The organism is Candidatus Brocadiia bacterium, assembly GCA_041658285.1.
Taxonomy (GTDB): Bacteria; Planctomycetota; MHYJ01; order JACQXL01; family JACQXL01; genus JBBAAP01.
The window spans coordinates 1-14,251 of sequence record JBBAAP010000012.1 but is presented as its reverse complement, the minus strand read 5'-3'; the positions used below and the strand labels follow the sequence as shown (position 1 = coordinate 14,251).

Sequence of the window (14,251 nt, the reverse complement as noted above, 5' to 3'; positions counted from 1 at the left end):
AGCGTCCAGGCGGCCTTAAATTTTATCTTCTTATTTTTCTTGACTCAAAACCCTGTTTTCAGTATTAAGTATTGCTATAAATTAATTAAGTAACACTTAATATAGTGTTTAAATGAAAGAAAGGAGATTTGGTTATGTTTGATATCGGCAATACCGGGTTTATGCTTATCGCCACAAGCTTGGTTATGTTAATGACCCCGGGGCTGGCTTTTTTCTACGGCGGCTTGGTGGGCCGGAAAAACGTCCTGGCCATAATGATCCAGAGTTTCGTTTCCATGGGCGTTACCACCATTATTTGGGTCTTTGTGGGCTGGTCGTTATGTTTCAGCGGTGATCATTTCGGAATCATAGGCGATTTGGGCCAATCACTTCTTAATGGGATAACGCCTTTATCGGTTTGGTCGCCTACCAATAATATCCCGACCCTGGTGGTGGTGGCATATCAGATGATGTTTGCCATTATCACGCCAGCCCTGATAACCGGCGCCTTTGCCAACAGGATTAGGTTTAAAGCCTACCTGTTGTTCCTGGTCGGCTGGCTGGTCCTGGTTTATTTCCCCTTTGTCCATATGGTCTGGGGCGGCGGATTGCTTCAGCAATGGGGCGTTCTGGACTTTGCCGGCGGTATCGTCGTTCATAACATTGCCGGTATGGCCGCGCTGGCTTCGGTATTATATGTAGGCAAAAGGCAATCGCCCGACCAATTACACAGCGTTCCCCTGATAGCCTTGGGCACTGGGTTGCTCTGGTTCGGCTGGTATGGCTTTAACGCCGGAAGCGAACTAAAGGTCGATTCCATTACCGGTCTGGCTTTCTTGAATACGGATATCGCCGCTTCGTTTGCCGCCCCGACATGGCTTTTGCTGGCCTGGATATTCGAGAAGAAGCCTAAGTTTGTAGGCCTATTGACCGGCGCGGTGGCCGGACTGGCCACCATTACACCGGCGGCCGGCTACGTTTCCACAACCAGCGCCGCCATTATCGGCACTGTGGCCGGTGCAGTATGTTATTTCGCAGTGATGCTCAAGAATAAATTAAAGTGGGATGATGCGTTGGACGTCTGGGGCGTGCACGGCGTCGGCGGAATGATAGGCATCATCATGCTCGGTATCATGGGATCAAAACTCATTAATCCTGCTGGAGCTGACGGATTACTGTATGGGAATTCTTCGTTCTTCTTCAAGCAACTCGTGGCTATCGTGATCAGTTCCATATACGCTTTTGGAATTACTTATATCATGCTGGTGGTGATTAACAAGATTACGCCGGTAAAGGTCGAGAAACAGGAAGAAATAAACGGATTGGACGAAACATTGCACGGCGAGCAGGCCTATCTGTAGCCGTAAGAAACATTGTTCATTAAAGGGCGGCGCTGAAGCGGAAAACTTCAGCGCCGGTCCCGTAATCAAAGAGGAATGTTTATGTTGAAAACGGCCTGGCTAATCCTGGCAACCGTCTTGTTCATATTGCCTCCTATCGGCGCCGAGGCTACGCCTTCAACCCATATCTGGACGCCGTCAACGGATATCCAGCCGTATAAGAAAATACATCTGACCGCCGATTGGTATGTCCCAAATACGGGAAAGGATGACAACGGCAACAGTCTCCACGTCCTGCAGGTTTACGGCCCGACTTTCAGCCTTCTTTCCGATAAACCGGAAGACAATCTCCTGGGAAAAATCTGGTCGCCGCTGGGGAAAATTATGGCCGAAACCGGCTTTGACTACAAAAAGGGCTTGGGAACGGAACTGGACAAATCACCATTATACCTGCACTACAAATTTGCCGCGCCTGAAGACGCGTATTTTAAGGGTATGCCCGCCCTGGCCATCGGAGAATTTGATATGGGAACAAAGCAGGATGAAACTAATAATAATGTGTTTTATCTCAAAGCCGCCCGGACATTCGGCAAAGCGGGCAGGTTTTCCGCCGGCTATTTTACGGGCAATAAGAAACTCCTGCTGGATGGAAACGGGGCCAAAGATAATGCCGGGCTGATGTTCACCTGGGAACGGACCATGACTGAAATCAGCGATAAGTTATGGCTCTGCCTTGATTACCAGGCCACCCAATCTGCCTATGGCGCGCTTAATTACGGTTTCTCCTGGAAATTCAACGACCATTTGGCCGCTATTGCCGGTTATGACCGGTATAATAATTCAGATCTAACAGACACCATTACGCTTCAACTGGATGTTGACTTCTAATCCGCATTATTCGGGATTCGCATGAAACTATCCGACATAAAACATTTTCTGATAGGTAGGGCTAAAAACCCGTTTGACCCGGGTATATTCAGGCATATTTCCCTGGTTGCTTTGTTGGCCTGGGTCGGTTTGGGGGCGGATGGGTTGTCCTCATCCTGCTACGGCCCGGAAGAGGCGTTCCGGACGCTGGGGCAGCATACCTATATGGCCATTCTGCTGGCAATCGTTATGAGCCTGACGGTATTGGTTATTGCCTATGCCTATAGCCGGGTCATCGAGCATTTTCCCTTGGGCGGCGGCGGTTATGTGGTATCCAGCAAGTTGCTGGGCGCGCCGGCTGGCGTCGTATCCGGCAGCGCTCTTTTGGTGGATTATGTGTTGACCATTACCGTTTCAATTGCCGCGGCCGGGGATGCGCTCTTCAGCTTCCTACCGGCAGAGTGGCATTCTTTTAAACTCAGCGTTGAGATATTTCTGATAGTCTTCCTGATAATCCTTAATCTCCGGGGTGTTAAGGAATCGGTTCTTGCCCTGACTCCGATTTTCCTGGTTTTCGTTTTGACTCATCTTATTTTGATTATCGGAGGGATTGTCATCCAGGCGCCGTCCGTACCGGCGACGCTGGATTCGGCCCGGCAGGGATTTGCCGGTGGTTATGCCACCCTTGGTCTGGGCGGGATGATTCTTATCTTTTTACATGCTTACTCATTGGGCGGCGGGACATATACCGGCATCGAAGCTGTTTCAAACGGTTTGTCAATCATGAGGGAACCGTATGTGTCGACCGGACGGCGGACCATGCTCTATATGGCCATCTCCCTGGCTTTTACGGCATCAGGCCTGTTACTTTGCTATCTACTCTGGGGTGTTACGTCGGTTGAAGGCAAGACCATGAATGCTGTGTTTGCGGAAAAGTTCATCACGGCCGTGCCGCTCGGGCAGGTATTTGTCATCCTGGTCCTGGTATCCGAAGGGCTGCTTTTAGTGGTGGCGGCCCAGGCCGGATTTGTAGACGGTCCCCGTGTTCTTTCCAATATGGCGTTGGACCAGTGGATGCCCCGGCGGTTTGCTTCCCTCTCGGAACGACTGACCATACATAACGGCATTGTCCTGATGGGCGGGGCGGCTCTGGCCGCGTTGCTCTATACCAAGGGCGATATAAGGCAGTTGGTTATCATGTATAGCATTAACGTGTTCATCACATTTTCAATGACCGAGATTTCCATGTGCCGGTTATGGGTTATGGAACGTAAAACCCGTCCGGATTGGTGGAAAAAAATATCAATCCATATCATCGGCGGAATGATGTGCCTTACGATTCTGACCGTAACGGTCTATGAAAAATTTCTGGAAGGCGGTTGGTTGACCTTGGTCATAACCTCCGGAGTGATAATTCTGGCCTTTGTGGTGAAACGACACTATATGGCCACCAAAAATTCTCTCAAACGGCTGGATGATATCCTGACTAATGTGCCTCGGCTGGAAAACCTGCAACCTATATCTGAATCAATGCCGACCGATGCGCCGACCGCCGTGCTTATGGTCAGTGGTTATAACGGCTTCGGTATTCATATGTTCTTCTCAATGGAAAAACTCTTTCCCAAGATATTTAAAAGGGTGGTTTTTGTTTGTGTTGGTGAATTGGATATGGGCCGGTTCAAGGGAATTCACGAGGTGGAAAATCTGCGGATTAATACCGAAACCGAGATGAAGAAATATGTCCAGATGGCTAACGACTTTGGGTTCCATGCCGAATATCGTTTTGACGTCTCGGTGGATACCATAGAGACCCTGATGACTTTGAGCAACCAGATACAAAATGAGTACCCTCGCTCGGTATTCTTCGCCAGTAAACTGGTGTTTAAGAACGAGAATATCTTTACTCAAATATTACATAATGAAACGGCTTTTAGGATCCAGCGCCGGCTGGCCCTGGAGAACAAGCAGACCATAGTAATGCCTATCAGGGTGTATTAGCGGGACTTGGGGGGTAGGCGCGAATGGCTGTCAGCAGCACCGAAATAACAGTTGACATATTCTTAACCTTTCTTATAATCCTGCCTAAAAGGAGGGTGGCGCATTTATGAAAAAATCATACCAGATATTGATGCTGATGACAGTCCTGATTTTGAGTTATGTGGCTTTCAGCTATTATCAGGGCATGACCGAACAGAAATCTTACCAGACCGAGATGAACAAGCCGATTAAGCCCGAAGTCCTGAATGACAAAGATATCAAAGCGCTCCAAAAACCTGATGTCAATAGCCGCAATCCCTGGACGCCCAAAGAAACAACAAACGCATTGCCCGGCAACCAAAAACAGATATCATCATTCAAGCTGACCGGGGTAATAATCGAGCCCAACAAGCCGTCCGTCGCTTTTATTATGGACTTGGCCACGACCCAATCCGGACGCTACTACGAAAACGAAACCATAGACCAGACCGACTGGCGCGTCATTACCATTACCGAACAGGGCGTAACGCTCAGGAACAGTTCGGGCGAGGAGTTATTCATTTATGTCCAGAACAACTGGGGCGAGCCGGCTCCGAAAAAGCCGGAGGCTAAAATATCCGAACCGGCTCCGGATGATAAGGGCATCGGCCAAGTCATTGCCGACATAATGGACACCAAGATGCCTAACGAACTGCTGAAACCGGTCATTGGCCAAGCCATAAAAAGCCTCGGTCGCGGCAAAATAGAGGAGCTGGTGCAAAGCGAGCTGGGCATCGCCCCGGCCGAACTGCCCGCCGACGACGGCCAACTGCTGGAATACGCCATGCGTATGGTGGCGGTGTTCAGGAACCAGCAGATAGAGACCGCCCCCGGCGCCGAGCCCATATTGTTTGCCGCGCAGGTCAACCCGCAGGATAACCGGCCCGTCAAACCGGCCGATGTTTTTCCGGCCAGCCAGGGCAAAATATACGCCTGCTTTAACAACAAAGGACTGCTCCAGGGCAAATCGAGGGTGCTGATGCGCTGGACAAACCAAACCACCGGCAAAAGGATAATAGTCAGGCCCTACGGGATATCCGGAAAAGACCCGGCCAATTTTATTTACGTATCGCCTGAAAACAGCTGGCAAAAGGGGACTTATCAGACCGAGCTGTTCGATATCAAAACCGGCCAAAAGATAGCCGGCGGAACATACAGGATTGAATAAAGGCCTAATTTATCCGGTAACACAAGGGCGGTGCGAGGTAATTTATGCGCAAGATTTTTATCTATGCTTCTATTCTGATAATTCCCGTCTTGTTTTTGTTCTGTGCGCCGGCCGGCCTTAGAAAAATACAAGAACCAACCGGTCCTCATATTAAAGTGCTTACCTGGAATGTTAATTGGGGTATGCCTCAACCGTCGGAAGCATTAAAAGTATTGCAGGATGCCGGTGCTGATATAATCTGCCTGCAGGAAACCACACCGGCCTGGGAGCGTTTTTTGCGGCCGCAGTTAGGAAAAGATTATCCGTTTATGGAATTTAGGCATAGGAACGCGGCCGGAGGGCAGGCGATTTTCTCCAAAAGACCATTTAAAGAACTTGAATATATTTTACCGGCTGAAGGCTGGTTCCCGGGCTGGTTCAACGAATTTGAAACTGATATTGGAACCATCCAGATTCTAAGCGTACATCTTCATCCGGCCATTAGTGATAAAGGAAGTTTTAGTGTCGGAGCGTATTTGTCAACCCCCAAAATCAGGTTGGGCGAAATCCAAACGCTGTTTCCACATCTTAAAAAGGAAACCGCCACGCTTATTTTAGGCGATTTTAACGAAGAAGATTCCAGTGTCGCCCTCGAATGGTTGGTTGAACAAGGATTTACTAATGCCCTAGGGGAATTTGACTCTGAGAGCCAAACCTGGGAATGGCAGAGCAGTTTTATGAGTATTAAAAGGCGTTTTGACCATGTTTTATATTCCAAGGAGTTAACTTGCCCTAATGCCTATGTTAATCGGACCGGAGGTTCTGACCATTTCCCGGTCTTTGCTGTTTTTGAAAAAGCGAAATGAGCTGAAATCAGGGGAAATTCTGGTGATTTGCCTGCCGCCTATCCCTATCTGAGACAGGGTAGTGGGGGAATGAATGGTAATTTGGCAGGGCATTCTAATGATTGAGAGGAATAAAGGCCATGGGAGATGAAAAACCAATTAAGCTGTTTACGAAATGGAAGATTATTATTATTGTCATTTCGGTTGTTATTGGAATAGGAATTGGAAATTATTCTATTTATCAGGGGAAAGGCACGTTTGATACGGTGTCATTAATGGGATTATTGCTAACTATAGTATTGGTAGCAGGTATTATAATTTCTCTTATCTGGTACGGGAATAAGCCGGAAAGAAGGCAATAAAGGGATGAACACTCATTTTAATTGGGCTGGATTGATTCCCTTTTTGGGCGGAATTTATGGTTTATTGCTGGCCTATCGGGTTATTCCCCGGAAACCAAAAGATCCCGAGAAAATGGAATTATGGCACAAGAAGTTTGGTAAGCTGATGAAAATTTTAAGCCCTATTTTAATTATTATGGGCATTTTGGAATGTTTCAATCTTTGGTGATGGCGACACACCCCGACCGTTTTAGCGGGTTTTGTGTGTATTCGTTTTATTCGTCCTTACCTGTGAGGGTTCTTGTCCCAAGACTCCTCAGGGTCTAGGGGCAGGAGGCTTTGCTCTGTTCATTCGTGTTAAAAGGGTGCCGACGGTCAGCGTAGAAGCTTTATGAAAAAATACCTGATTCTGGTTTTAGTCTTGAGTGTGGTCATATTGCTTCTGTTCATAATTGTGCAAGGCTATAGAGAAGGCCGATTCCATGTAACTGATTTTTCAGCCGAACAGAACCAAGCCGGTTATTGGTGGCTCAAGCTAAGGGGCCATATCCGCAAAGAATATATCAAGGGCGATTATACCTGGGGCGAACATTTCTCTCATCATGGTTACAGGACTTTCAAGATCAAGACTGAGGATATCCCTGACGGGAAAGGTCAGGGGATTTTGGATTATCTGGAAACCTGCTTCAGGTATGATTACCCCATTAACAAGGAAATGCAAGACCTGCTCAATAAATCCCTGGGCAAACCAAACCCGGATTATAAGGAATTGAAAGCCTGGTGGCTGAAAAATAAGGCAACCCTCCGTTACGATCCGGTAAACGATGTTTTGAAATGAGCTCGTATTGAAATAGGTCTGGCCTGGGCAGATGGGCTCTTGGTGGCCATCCTAAAATAGGAAGTAATAAAATGAGCGGAAATCATTATGTTTTATTAATGGCCTGGGCAATTTTTATCCTTGCCCTATGCCTTGATTTGCTTTCCTTATTCTTATCTTTGCGATGGAATGTTAGGAAAGCAGGGCCATCAGGCATACCGGTGATTCCTTGGTTTATGTATATTATGTTTGTTGTAATAACTCGACACTCTAATCCTTGGATTAATATTCGAAATGCTTTTCTATTAACGATTCTCCACGTATTTATTCAGTATATTCTTCCATTTGCCCATCGGAAAATACTTTTGAAGTGGGGGGACTGGTCGTTTAAAAAGCGCATCGGAGTTATCCTCGGCTCAATTCTGATTGCATATCTTTTATCCGCATTCGTTGTCTTCGATTTTACTAGAACCGCGGATCCAAATGACGAAGAGTACTATAAAGGACGCCCGGTAGCCTATGGTCCCCATCCCAGATTGATATTTTGCGCTCCTTCTCGTGGCGGTTTTATATATGATGATTATGACGGCCGTGAATGGCCCTTTATCGTATATGCGCCGATATGCCGGGTGTGGAGAACCTTAACCGGGCACGCGCCTCCGCACTCAATTAGGTAACATCTACCTTACAGCCTAATCCGCTAAATCAGCTTACTAAAAGTATTTTTTCTATTTTCGAGCCTGCCCGACCGCAGGCGGGGATGGTTTCCCTGCGAGTTAGGGGGATGACAATCTGACACGGATTTAGGACAATCTGACACGGATTTAGGACAATCTAACCCAGAAGTAGGACATTCTGGCCCAGAAGGAACTCCCTCCGACTCGAGTTCGGGGGACACCTTACCGAATTCGATACGCGGTCTCTTCGAGTTCATAATTGAGTATGCCTGCCCGTCCGTAGCCTCGGCGCAGGCGGGGTGTCCCCGGAATTCCTCCGTCATATATCAGAGGAAAGATTGACTATGCCTTTCTCCACCACCTACCCAGCAGAGGGGATGGGTTACCCTAGGGGAGGGGATGGGTGCCAGTACCTACCCCGTTCCCCAACTATAGTATACCTGATGGGTACTATTACCCCTGCCGTTCCCCAATACTGGTAGAGGGGATGGGCAATACTACCCCTGCCATTCCCCTTTAGTAGTGGTATATATCCCCCATATTACCCCTGCCGTTCCCTAACCATAGGGGAGGGGTAGGGCTCGGGTAGCCCTGCCGTTGGGTATATCAAGGGGAGGCGCTCCCCAATACTAACCCACCCGCTCCCCTTAGGTACCCCAGCCGCTCCCCTAGGGTACCTCATCCCCTCCACTACTCTACCCACCCCCCTCCCCCTTGGAAATACTTAATTTTAGAAATTCTTAAAAATTAGTTAAGTTTACCTCAATATAATATATTACTGATTATAGAGTTATAAAAACTTTTATCCAGCCTCCATTTTTTCTAAAAAATCCGTTTTTAAAGATAGCTTCGAAGGTGCTCAGTTTCTATTTTTAGGGGGTAAAAAAGAGGCTAAAGTGGCCTTATTTTCGTTTTATTGGATTTGAAGGTGCTCAGTTTTAACGCAATTAAATGCAGTTCCAGACACCGAAAACGCATATAATGCAGTTTTTACAGGTAAAGAACAAAGGAAGGTGCTCACTTTTTCCTAGGTAGGAATGGTTTTATTCCTTCTTTTTGCCAGCGATAAATCCATCGGCGTACCGTAGCATAAGAAAAATATAATGACTTGGCGATGCTGTCATAACTTGAACCCTGGTCTGACCAATAAATAATCTGCAGGCGCCGGCGTTTTTTAGATTCTCTTCGATGGAGCAGTTCTTTTAAAGCCGACTCAACTTCTTTACGCTCTTGGTCGGTCAGTTTGACGAATTTGTGTGGATACGGCATAACTTTTTAAATCCTAATTTTTAACCTGTCTGATTGGCACCGGTCAGGCAGATGCTTAGCTTCAAGAATGTATGTCTTATACAATTGCCCCTCGGGAATACTCGGGATAAGTGCCGGATAACTCGCTAAGCTCTAACCGGCACTAAGCAAATTCCACATTTCATATTTCAAATTCGGGTCAGGCCGATAACCAGCAGAGCAAAGACCGCCAGGTTGATGGACAGGTAAACCGCCGTTATGAGTAAGTATATCCTGGGCGCGATAAACTGCTCTATCCGGTTGCCGGCTTTGGCCAGCAGTGCCAAGCCTAAACCCATAAGCATGCACAATACTATGGGTACCAGTAAATGCAAGTTCTTGAAGCCGTCCAGAATGGTATGGTGCAAAAACAGGTTCATAAACATAGGTAAATAGCCGGCCAGGAACTTGACCATTATAACGATGATTCCGGCTATCAGCCCGGTTGTCAGCGCCTTTGTAAAGTTTAAGACTTCCATGTTATTTTAAAATGCATCAATAAAACCGCCAGGTTGATGATACCGTAGCCGAGGATGACCAGCTTGAGCATATTGGCTTTGATGAACTCTTTTTTGGCATTATAGAAATAGCCGACCAGAAAAAACAATCCACTAAGGATTATGCAAACTGCGATGGGCAGGAGATACGACAACAGATAATATAATTCCATATCTATTACTTTAGATTTGTGGATATTAATGAATAGGAACGACAGATTACCCAGGTTGATGAGGGCAATAATAAAGCCGGTGATGAATCCGGCCAACAGTCCTTTTTTGATGGTCAGGTTTTGCATAAGCACTTTACTTTTATCCGCGCTTATCTGCGAAAATCTGCGTACTATTTCTCTTCAGGTATTCCCAATTCCTTGAGCGCTTGTCGAGCGCGGGCTGGGTAGTCGCCATCCCATTTGAGGATTGGTTTTATGTCTTCTACCGACTTGGCCGTGATCTTGTCCTTGGCTCCCAACTCCACCAGGACCAGCGCCGCCAGCCCGCGGATGTCGTCGTTCTTGTCTTCCAAGGCCTTGGTTAGTTCGAAGATGGATTCTTTGGCGTTGAGCTTGCCCAGCGTCTCGACCGCCAGTCGGCGGACCCAGGGGACGTTGTCCTGCAATAGCTTGGTGACGACCGGGATAGCTTCCTTGGCCCCTATCCGGCCCAATGCGTTGGCGGCCGGCCAGCGGAATTCGGGGTCGTTCAATAGCTTTATCAGGGTCGGCACGGCTTGCTTTGCTCCCAGCTGGCCCAGGGTGTTGATGGCTGTGATGCGGATGTTGGGGTCGTTGTTCTGCAACATCATAATAATCTGCGGGATGGCTTCCTTGGCGTCGAGCTTGCCCAATGCCTCGACGGCTGTTTGGCGCACGCCCGGGGCGTTGTCGTGCAACAACCCGGTAATCTGCGGGATGGCATCCTTGGCTCCGAGTTTGCCCAACGCGCCGACCGCTATCGAGCGGGTATCGGCGTCGTCGTTTTGCAACAGCTTGGTAAGCTCCGGGATTAACTCCTTGGCGCCCAGGTCGCCCAAGGACCAGACCGCCGACATGCGCACGTCTTTGCTGTCATCCTGCAACAGCTTGGCGATTGCCGGGATGGCCTGCTTGGCTCCTAAATCGCGCAGGGTATAAACCGCCGTGTAGCGGACCACCGGGTTTTCGTGCCCGAGCAGTTTGACCAGCTCCGGAGTGGCCTCTTTGGCCTTGAGGTCATTAATGCTCCAGACGGCCCAGCGGCGGATATCGGCGTTAGCGTCCTGCATTAGTTTTGTGAGCTTTGGGATTAGTTCCTTGGCGTTGAGCCGGACCAGTATCTCGACGGCTGATTGGCGCACGCCGTTGTCGGCATCCTGTAGTAACCCGATAATCTGCGGGAGGGACTGGTTGCCGCCCAGCTGGCTCAATGTGAAAGCGGCCGTCCGGCGGACCAGAGGTTCTTTGTCCTGCAACAGCTTGGCGATATCAGGGATGGATTCTTTGGCGTCCATATCCCTTAATGACCAGACGGCGAACAGGCGGAAGAGCGGGTTTTCGTCCTGCAACAGCTTGGTGATTTCGGGGATGGCGGTTTTTCCTCCGAGTTTGCCCAGGGCGTCAGCCGCCATTGTGCGGACGTCGGGCTGGCTGTCCTGTAATAATTTGGCAATCTGCGGGATGGCCGCGTCGGCGCCGAGCTGGCCCGATGCGTAGACCGCCAGCTCGCGGATTATCGGGTCGCTGTGCTGGAGCAGTTTGGCGATGTCCGGGATGGCCTGCCTGGCGTTTAGGTCAATCAGGGCATAGATAGCGTTTATCTGGGCGTTCCGGTCCTGGCCGTTGAGTTGCGCCAGCGCCTGGGTTATCTGTTGCCGGCGGGCTTGGTCAGATAGGGCGGGCGTGTCATTGGTCTTGACTGCCGGCAGGATGGCCTTTTCGGTCGGGGTTATGGGTACTGGGTTTATGGGCGGCTGCATCGCTGGGGCGGGCGTCCCGAAATAATCGGGACTCCGTTGCGACTCCGCTGGTTGGATAATTGTTTCCTGCACCGGCGGCATTTGCGTGGGGGGCGGTGTCGGCGCCGATGCGCAGCCGGCCAGGGTCAAGACGGTTAGGATGATGCTGATACGTAGAAATAGACTCATTTTTTTTCTTCCTTTTCCTGTAATGCTAGATTCTTTTTCCATTTATTCATTTCTTCAAGCTTTTTTGTCATATCCGAACCGGGTGGGGACAGTTTTATCCCGATTTCGTAATCGGCGATGGCGGCCTTATATTTGTGGATACCCGAATAAGCCTGTCCGCGGTTGAAATAGATGTTAGGGGTTTTGGGGTCAAGCTCGATGGCTTTGCTGAAAGATTTGATGGCTTCTTCATGATCACCGATAAACATTAGTAAGTATATGCCTTTTCGGTTCCAGCCTTTAATAAAATTAGGATCCATCTCGAGTGCCTTATTGATAAACAGCATTCCTTTTTCTACATCATTAAAAGCAAATAAAAGTTCCCATCCAATATCAAGCCAGCCTTGAGCGGTTGGAGGATTCAACTCGATAACTTTATAATATGCAGCCAGCGACTCTTTTTCCTGATGCATGTTATTAAGCTTTCTGGCTTTGGCTAACCATGCGTCAATAAAATCAGGCTTGAGTTTTATGGCTGTTTCATAGGCATTAAGTGATTCTTCATCACTTTCTATAACGCATCCATTATTAAACCAAGCTTCGGCATAATCCGGTTTTAGTTCAATAGCGCGTTCGTATGCTTTTTGAGCTTCGTTTTCATAGCCAAGCTTGGTATAGATAAGACCTCTGTTATTCCAAGCTTCGGCATGTGATGTATTTAATTCAGTAGTTTTTACGAATGCTTGAAGTGCATCCTGAATTTGGTTAAGCTTTAAAAAAGTTAGTCCTTTCTTGAACCAGGCTTCAGTATAATTCGGTCTTAAGTCGGTTGCTTTGCTGTATGAGATTAACGCGTTTTTATAGTAGCCATCGTTATAATATCTTGTGCCTATTTCAAACCAATCATTTGCGAAATCAAGAGGAATAACCGTATCGTTTTTCGTGGTTTGGGTAATACTCGATGGTGTTACAGTACAGCTGGTTAGGATTAATACGAACATTATGATGCTGATACGTAGGAACAAATTCATAACCTTACCACGAAAGCTCGAAATCACACGAAATTAAACTGATGTTTTGTGAAAGCCTATCCGGGGCTTGGAAAGGCATAGGGCGCATAACGCCGGCCACCCCGATTTGAGGTGACAATTTGGCACCTCAAAAACTCGGATGGCGTTAGTCTAAATACAAAATCCGCAGGGAATCGTTTAATATTACGCCGCACCTGACGGGTTAGATACTTTGTTTCAACCCCATAAAGAGTTGCCAGGTCTTTATCCAGCATTACTTTTTTGCCCCGGAGTTCCACTATCCGGCTGGCAATTATTTCTGTTGGGATAATGGTAAGCTTGCTGCTCATATTTCAGGTTCCTTTATATTGGGGACGCGGCTCCTTGTTTTTATTGGATTCTATTAATGCATTTTGTTTAGGTTTGTCAATCTATTTGGCCAGATATGGTTTCAGGTCGATGAGCCGGAATGGGCCGTTGGAGGCCGGGATTTGGCCGGCGGAGAAGTAGACCGTCCTGTCCTTGGGCAGGAAGACCATCGATTGCAGGTTTAACAGTGGCAACGGTACCTGGTTGAGTATCCTGATGGTTCCGGGCACGTCAAGTCTACCGGAGACCTGCTTGGCGCATCCAACCATTGTGGCGTAGCGCCAGTCGCCGGAGCTCTGTTTCAGTTTGGCCGACCGGAACCAGTTGGTGCTGTAGAGCAGACCCTTTTCTGGGTAGCGCAACTCGACATCGGTCGAGGTGAACTCTATTACCGCGGATTTATTTTGTGCGTCGGCTACGGCCAGGTTGGTCGGGGCGGTGCGCCGGGCGGCGGTGATTATCTTTATGGCGCCGTCTATGTCCGAGGCCTCTTCCAGCACCTTGCGGAACAGCATTATTGATGGCATCCCGGACAGGTTGGTCACGCCGTCCATACTCAGGAGCATGGCTACGGCCAGGCCGTCGCTGTTGATGCCGGAAATGACGCCGACGAACCCTGGCCAGGTTACGGCCGCGAATGGTTTCTTGCCGGCCGGATGGAACACGGTTATCAGGCTGTAATCCTTGGCGATGCCCAGCGAGGCGAAGTCGAGGTTGCGTCCGAATATCAGTCCGCCGTCAACGGTGGCCGGGCCGGAAGCGATGACGGCGCTGCAGAACGGCACTCGCGGTTCGTCTATGATGGTGTGCAGGAGTAGTAACTTTTCCGGAGCGATGCCGGAGGCCTGGGCCAGGGTTTCCAGCTCCTGGACGTATTCGGGCGGCATAAACGTGGTCATCTCCTTGAGCGCGTCCAGCGCCCGTTGTTTATTGGCATCCTTGGACAGGAATCTGTCGA

At 48.7% G+C, this 14,251-nt stretch carries 15 protein-coding genes and 1 pseudogene; 9 read left to right on the top strand and 7 right to left on the bottom strand.

Annotated elements, in window-relative coordinates:
• The first annotated feature begins 134 nt into the window (after positions 1–134).
• The 9 genes from WC980_09435 (at position 135) to WC980_09395 (ending at position 8,029) form a co-directional block, all read left to right on the top strand.
• A complete protein-coding gene (locus WC980_09435; protein ID MFA5795266.1) occupies positions 135–1,340 on the top strand; it encodes an ammonium transporter in 1,206 nt (401 codons plus the stop codon).
• Positions 1,341–1,421: 81 nt separating this feature from the next.
• Positions 1,422–2,207, top strand: coding sequence for a hypothetical protein (locus tag WC980_09430; GenBank protein ID MFA5795265.1), 786 nt, complete (start codon positions 1,422–1,424; stop codon positions 2,205–2,207).
• Positions 2,208–2,228: 21 nt separating this feature from the next.
• Positions 2,229–4,184, top strand: coding sequence for an APC family permease (locus tag WC980_09425; protein ID MFA5795264.1), 1,956 nt, complete (start codon positions 2,229–2,231; stop codon positions 4,182–4,184).
• A 106-nt stretch (positions 4,185–4,290) separates the two neighbouring features.
• Positions 4,291–5,370: a hypothetical protein gene (locus tag WC980_09420; GenBank protein ID MFA5795263.1), complete on the top strand. Its 1,080-nt coding sequence runs from the start codon at positions 4,291–4,293 to the stop codon at positions 5,368–5,370.
• A 44-nt stretch (positions 5,371–5,414) separates the two neighbouring features.
• Positions 5,415–6,215: an endonuclease/exonuclease/phosphatase family protein gene (locus WC980_09415; protein ID MFA5795262.1), complete on the top strand. Its 801-nt coding sequence runs from the start codon at positions 5,415–5,417 to the stop codon at positions 6,213–6,215.
• 119 nt (positions 6,216–6,334) lie between these two features.
• Positions 6,335–6,556 carry a hypothetical protein gene (locus WC980_09410; GenBank protein MFA5795261.1) on the top strand — a complete coding sequence of 74 codons (222 nt, stop codon included), beginning with the start codon at positions 6,335–6,337 and terminating at the stop codon, positions 6,554–6,556.
• Positions 6,557–6,560: 4 nt separating this feature from the next.
• A complete protein-coding gene (locus WC980_09405) occupies positions 6,561–6,764 on the top strand; it encodes a hypothetical protein (protein ID MFA5795260.1) in 204 nt (67 codons plus the stop codon).
• 162 nt (positions 6,765–6,926) lie between these two features.
• Entirely contained in the window at positions 6,927–7,373 is a 447-nt protein-coding gene (locus tag WC980_09400) for a hypothetical protein (GenBank protein ID MFA5795259.1), read from the top strand.
• A 71-nt stretch (positions 7,374–7,444) separates the two neighbouring features.
• Positions 7,445–8,029 (top strand): hypothetical protein, encoded by a 585-nt coding sequence (locus tag WC980_09395; GenBank protein MFA5795258.1) that lies wholly within the window; start codon positions 7,445–7,447, stop codon positions 8,027–8,029.
• 1,017 nt (positions 8,030–9,046) lie between these two features.
• Here WC980_09395 and WC980_09390 read toward each other — a convergent pair.
• The 7 genes and pseudogenes from WC980_09390 to WC980_09360 all read right to left on the bottom strand — a co-directional run.
• On the bottom strand, positions 9,047–9,298 hold the full coding sequence (locus WC980_09390) for a helix-turn-helix domain-containing protein (protein MFA5795257.1): 252 nt from the start codon (positions 9,296–9,298) through the stop codon (positions 9,047–9,049).
• A gap of 167 nt (positions 9,299–9,465) precedes the next feature.
• Positions 9,466–9,795 (bottom strand): hypothetical protein, encoded by a 330-nt coding sequence (locus tag WC980_09385; GenBank protein MFA5795256.1) that lies wholly within the window; start codon positions 9,793–9,795, stop codon positions 9,466–9,468.
• Positions 9,783–10,112: a hypothetical protein gene (locus WC980_09380; protein MFA5795255.1), complete on the bottom strand. Its 330-nt coding sequence runs from the start codon at positions 10,110–10,112 to the stop codon at positions 9,783–9,785. Before WC980_09380 ends, WC980_09385 begins: the two co-directional genes overlap by 13 nt.
• Positions 10,113–10,156: 44 nt before the next feature.
• On the bottom strand, positions 10,157–11,935 hold the full coding sequence (locus WC980_09375) for a HEAT repeat domain-containing protein (GenBank protein MFA5795254.1): 1,779 nt from the start codon (positions 11,933–11,935) through the stop codon (positions 10,157–10,159).
• A complete protein-coding gene (locus WC980_09370; GenBank protein MFA5795253.1) occupies positions 11,932–12,945 on the bottom strand; it encodes a tetratricopeptide repeat protein in 1,014 nt (337 codons plus the stop codon). The genes WC980_09375 and WC980_09370 overlap by 4 nt, the downstream gene beginning before the upstream one ends.
• Before the next feature lie 71 nt (positions 12,946–13,016).
• Positions 13,017–13,256, bottom strand: a pseudogene (locus WC980_09365) (ORF6N domain-containing protein).
• A 99-nt stretch (positions 13,257–13,355) separates the two neighbouring features.
• On the bottom strand, positions 13,356–14,251 hold an 896-nt coding region (locus WC980_09360), incomplete at its 5' end, for a C45 family peptidase (protein ID MFA5795252.1).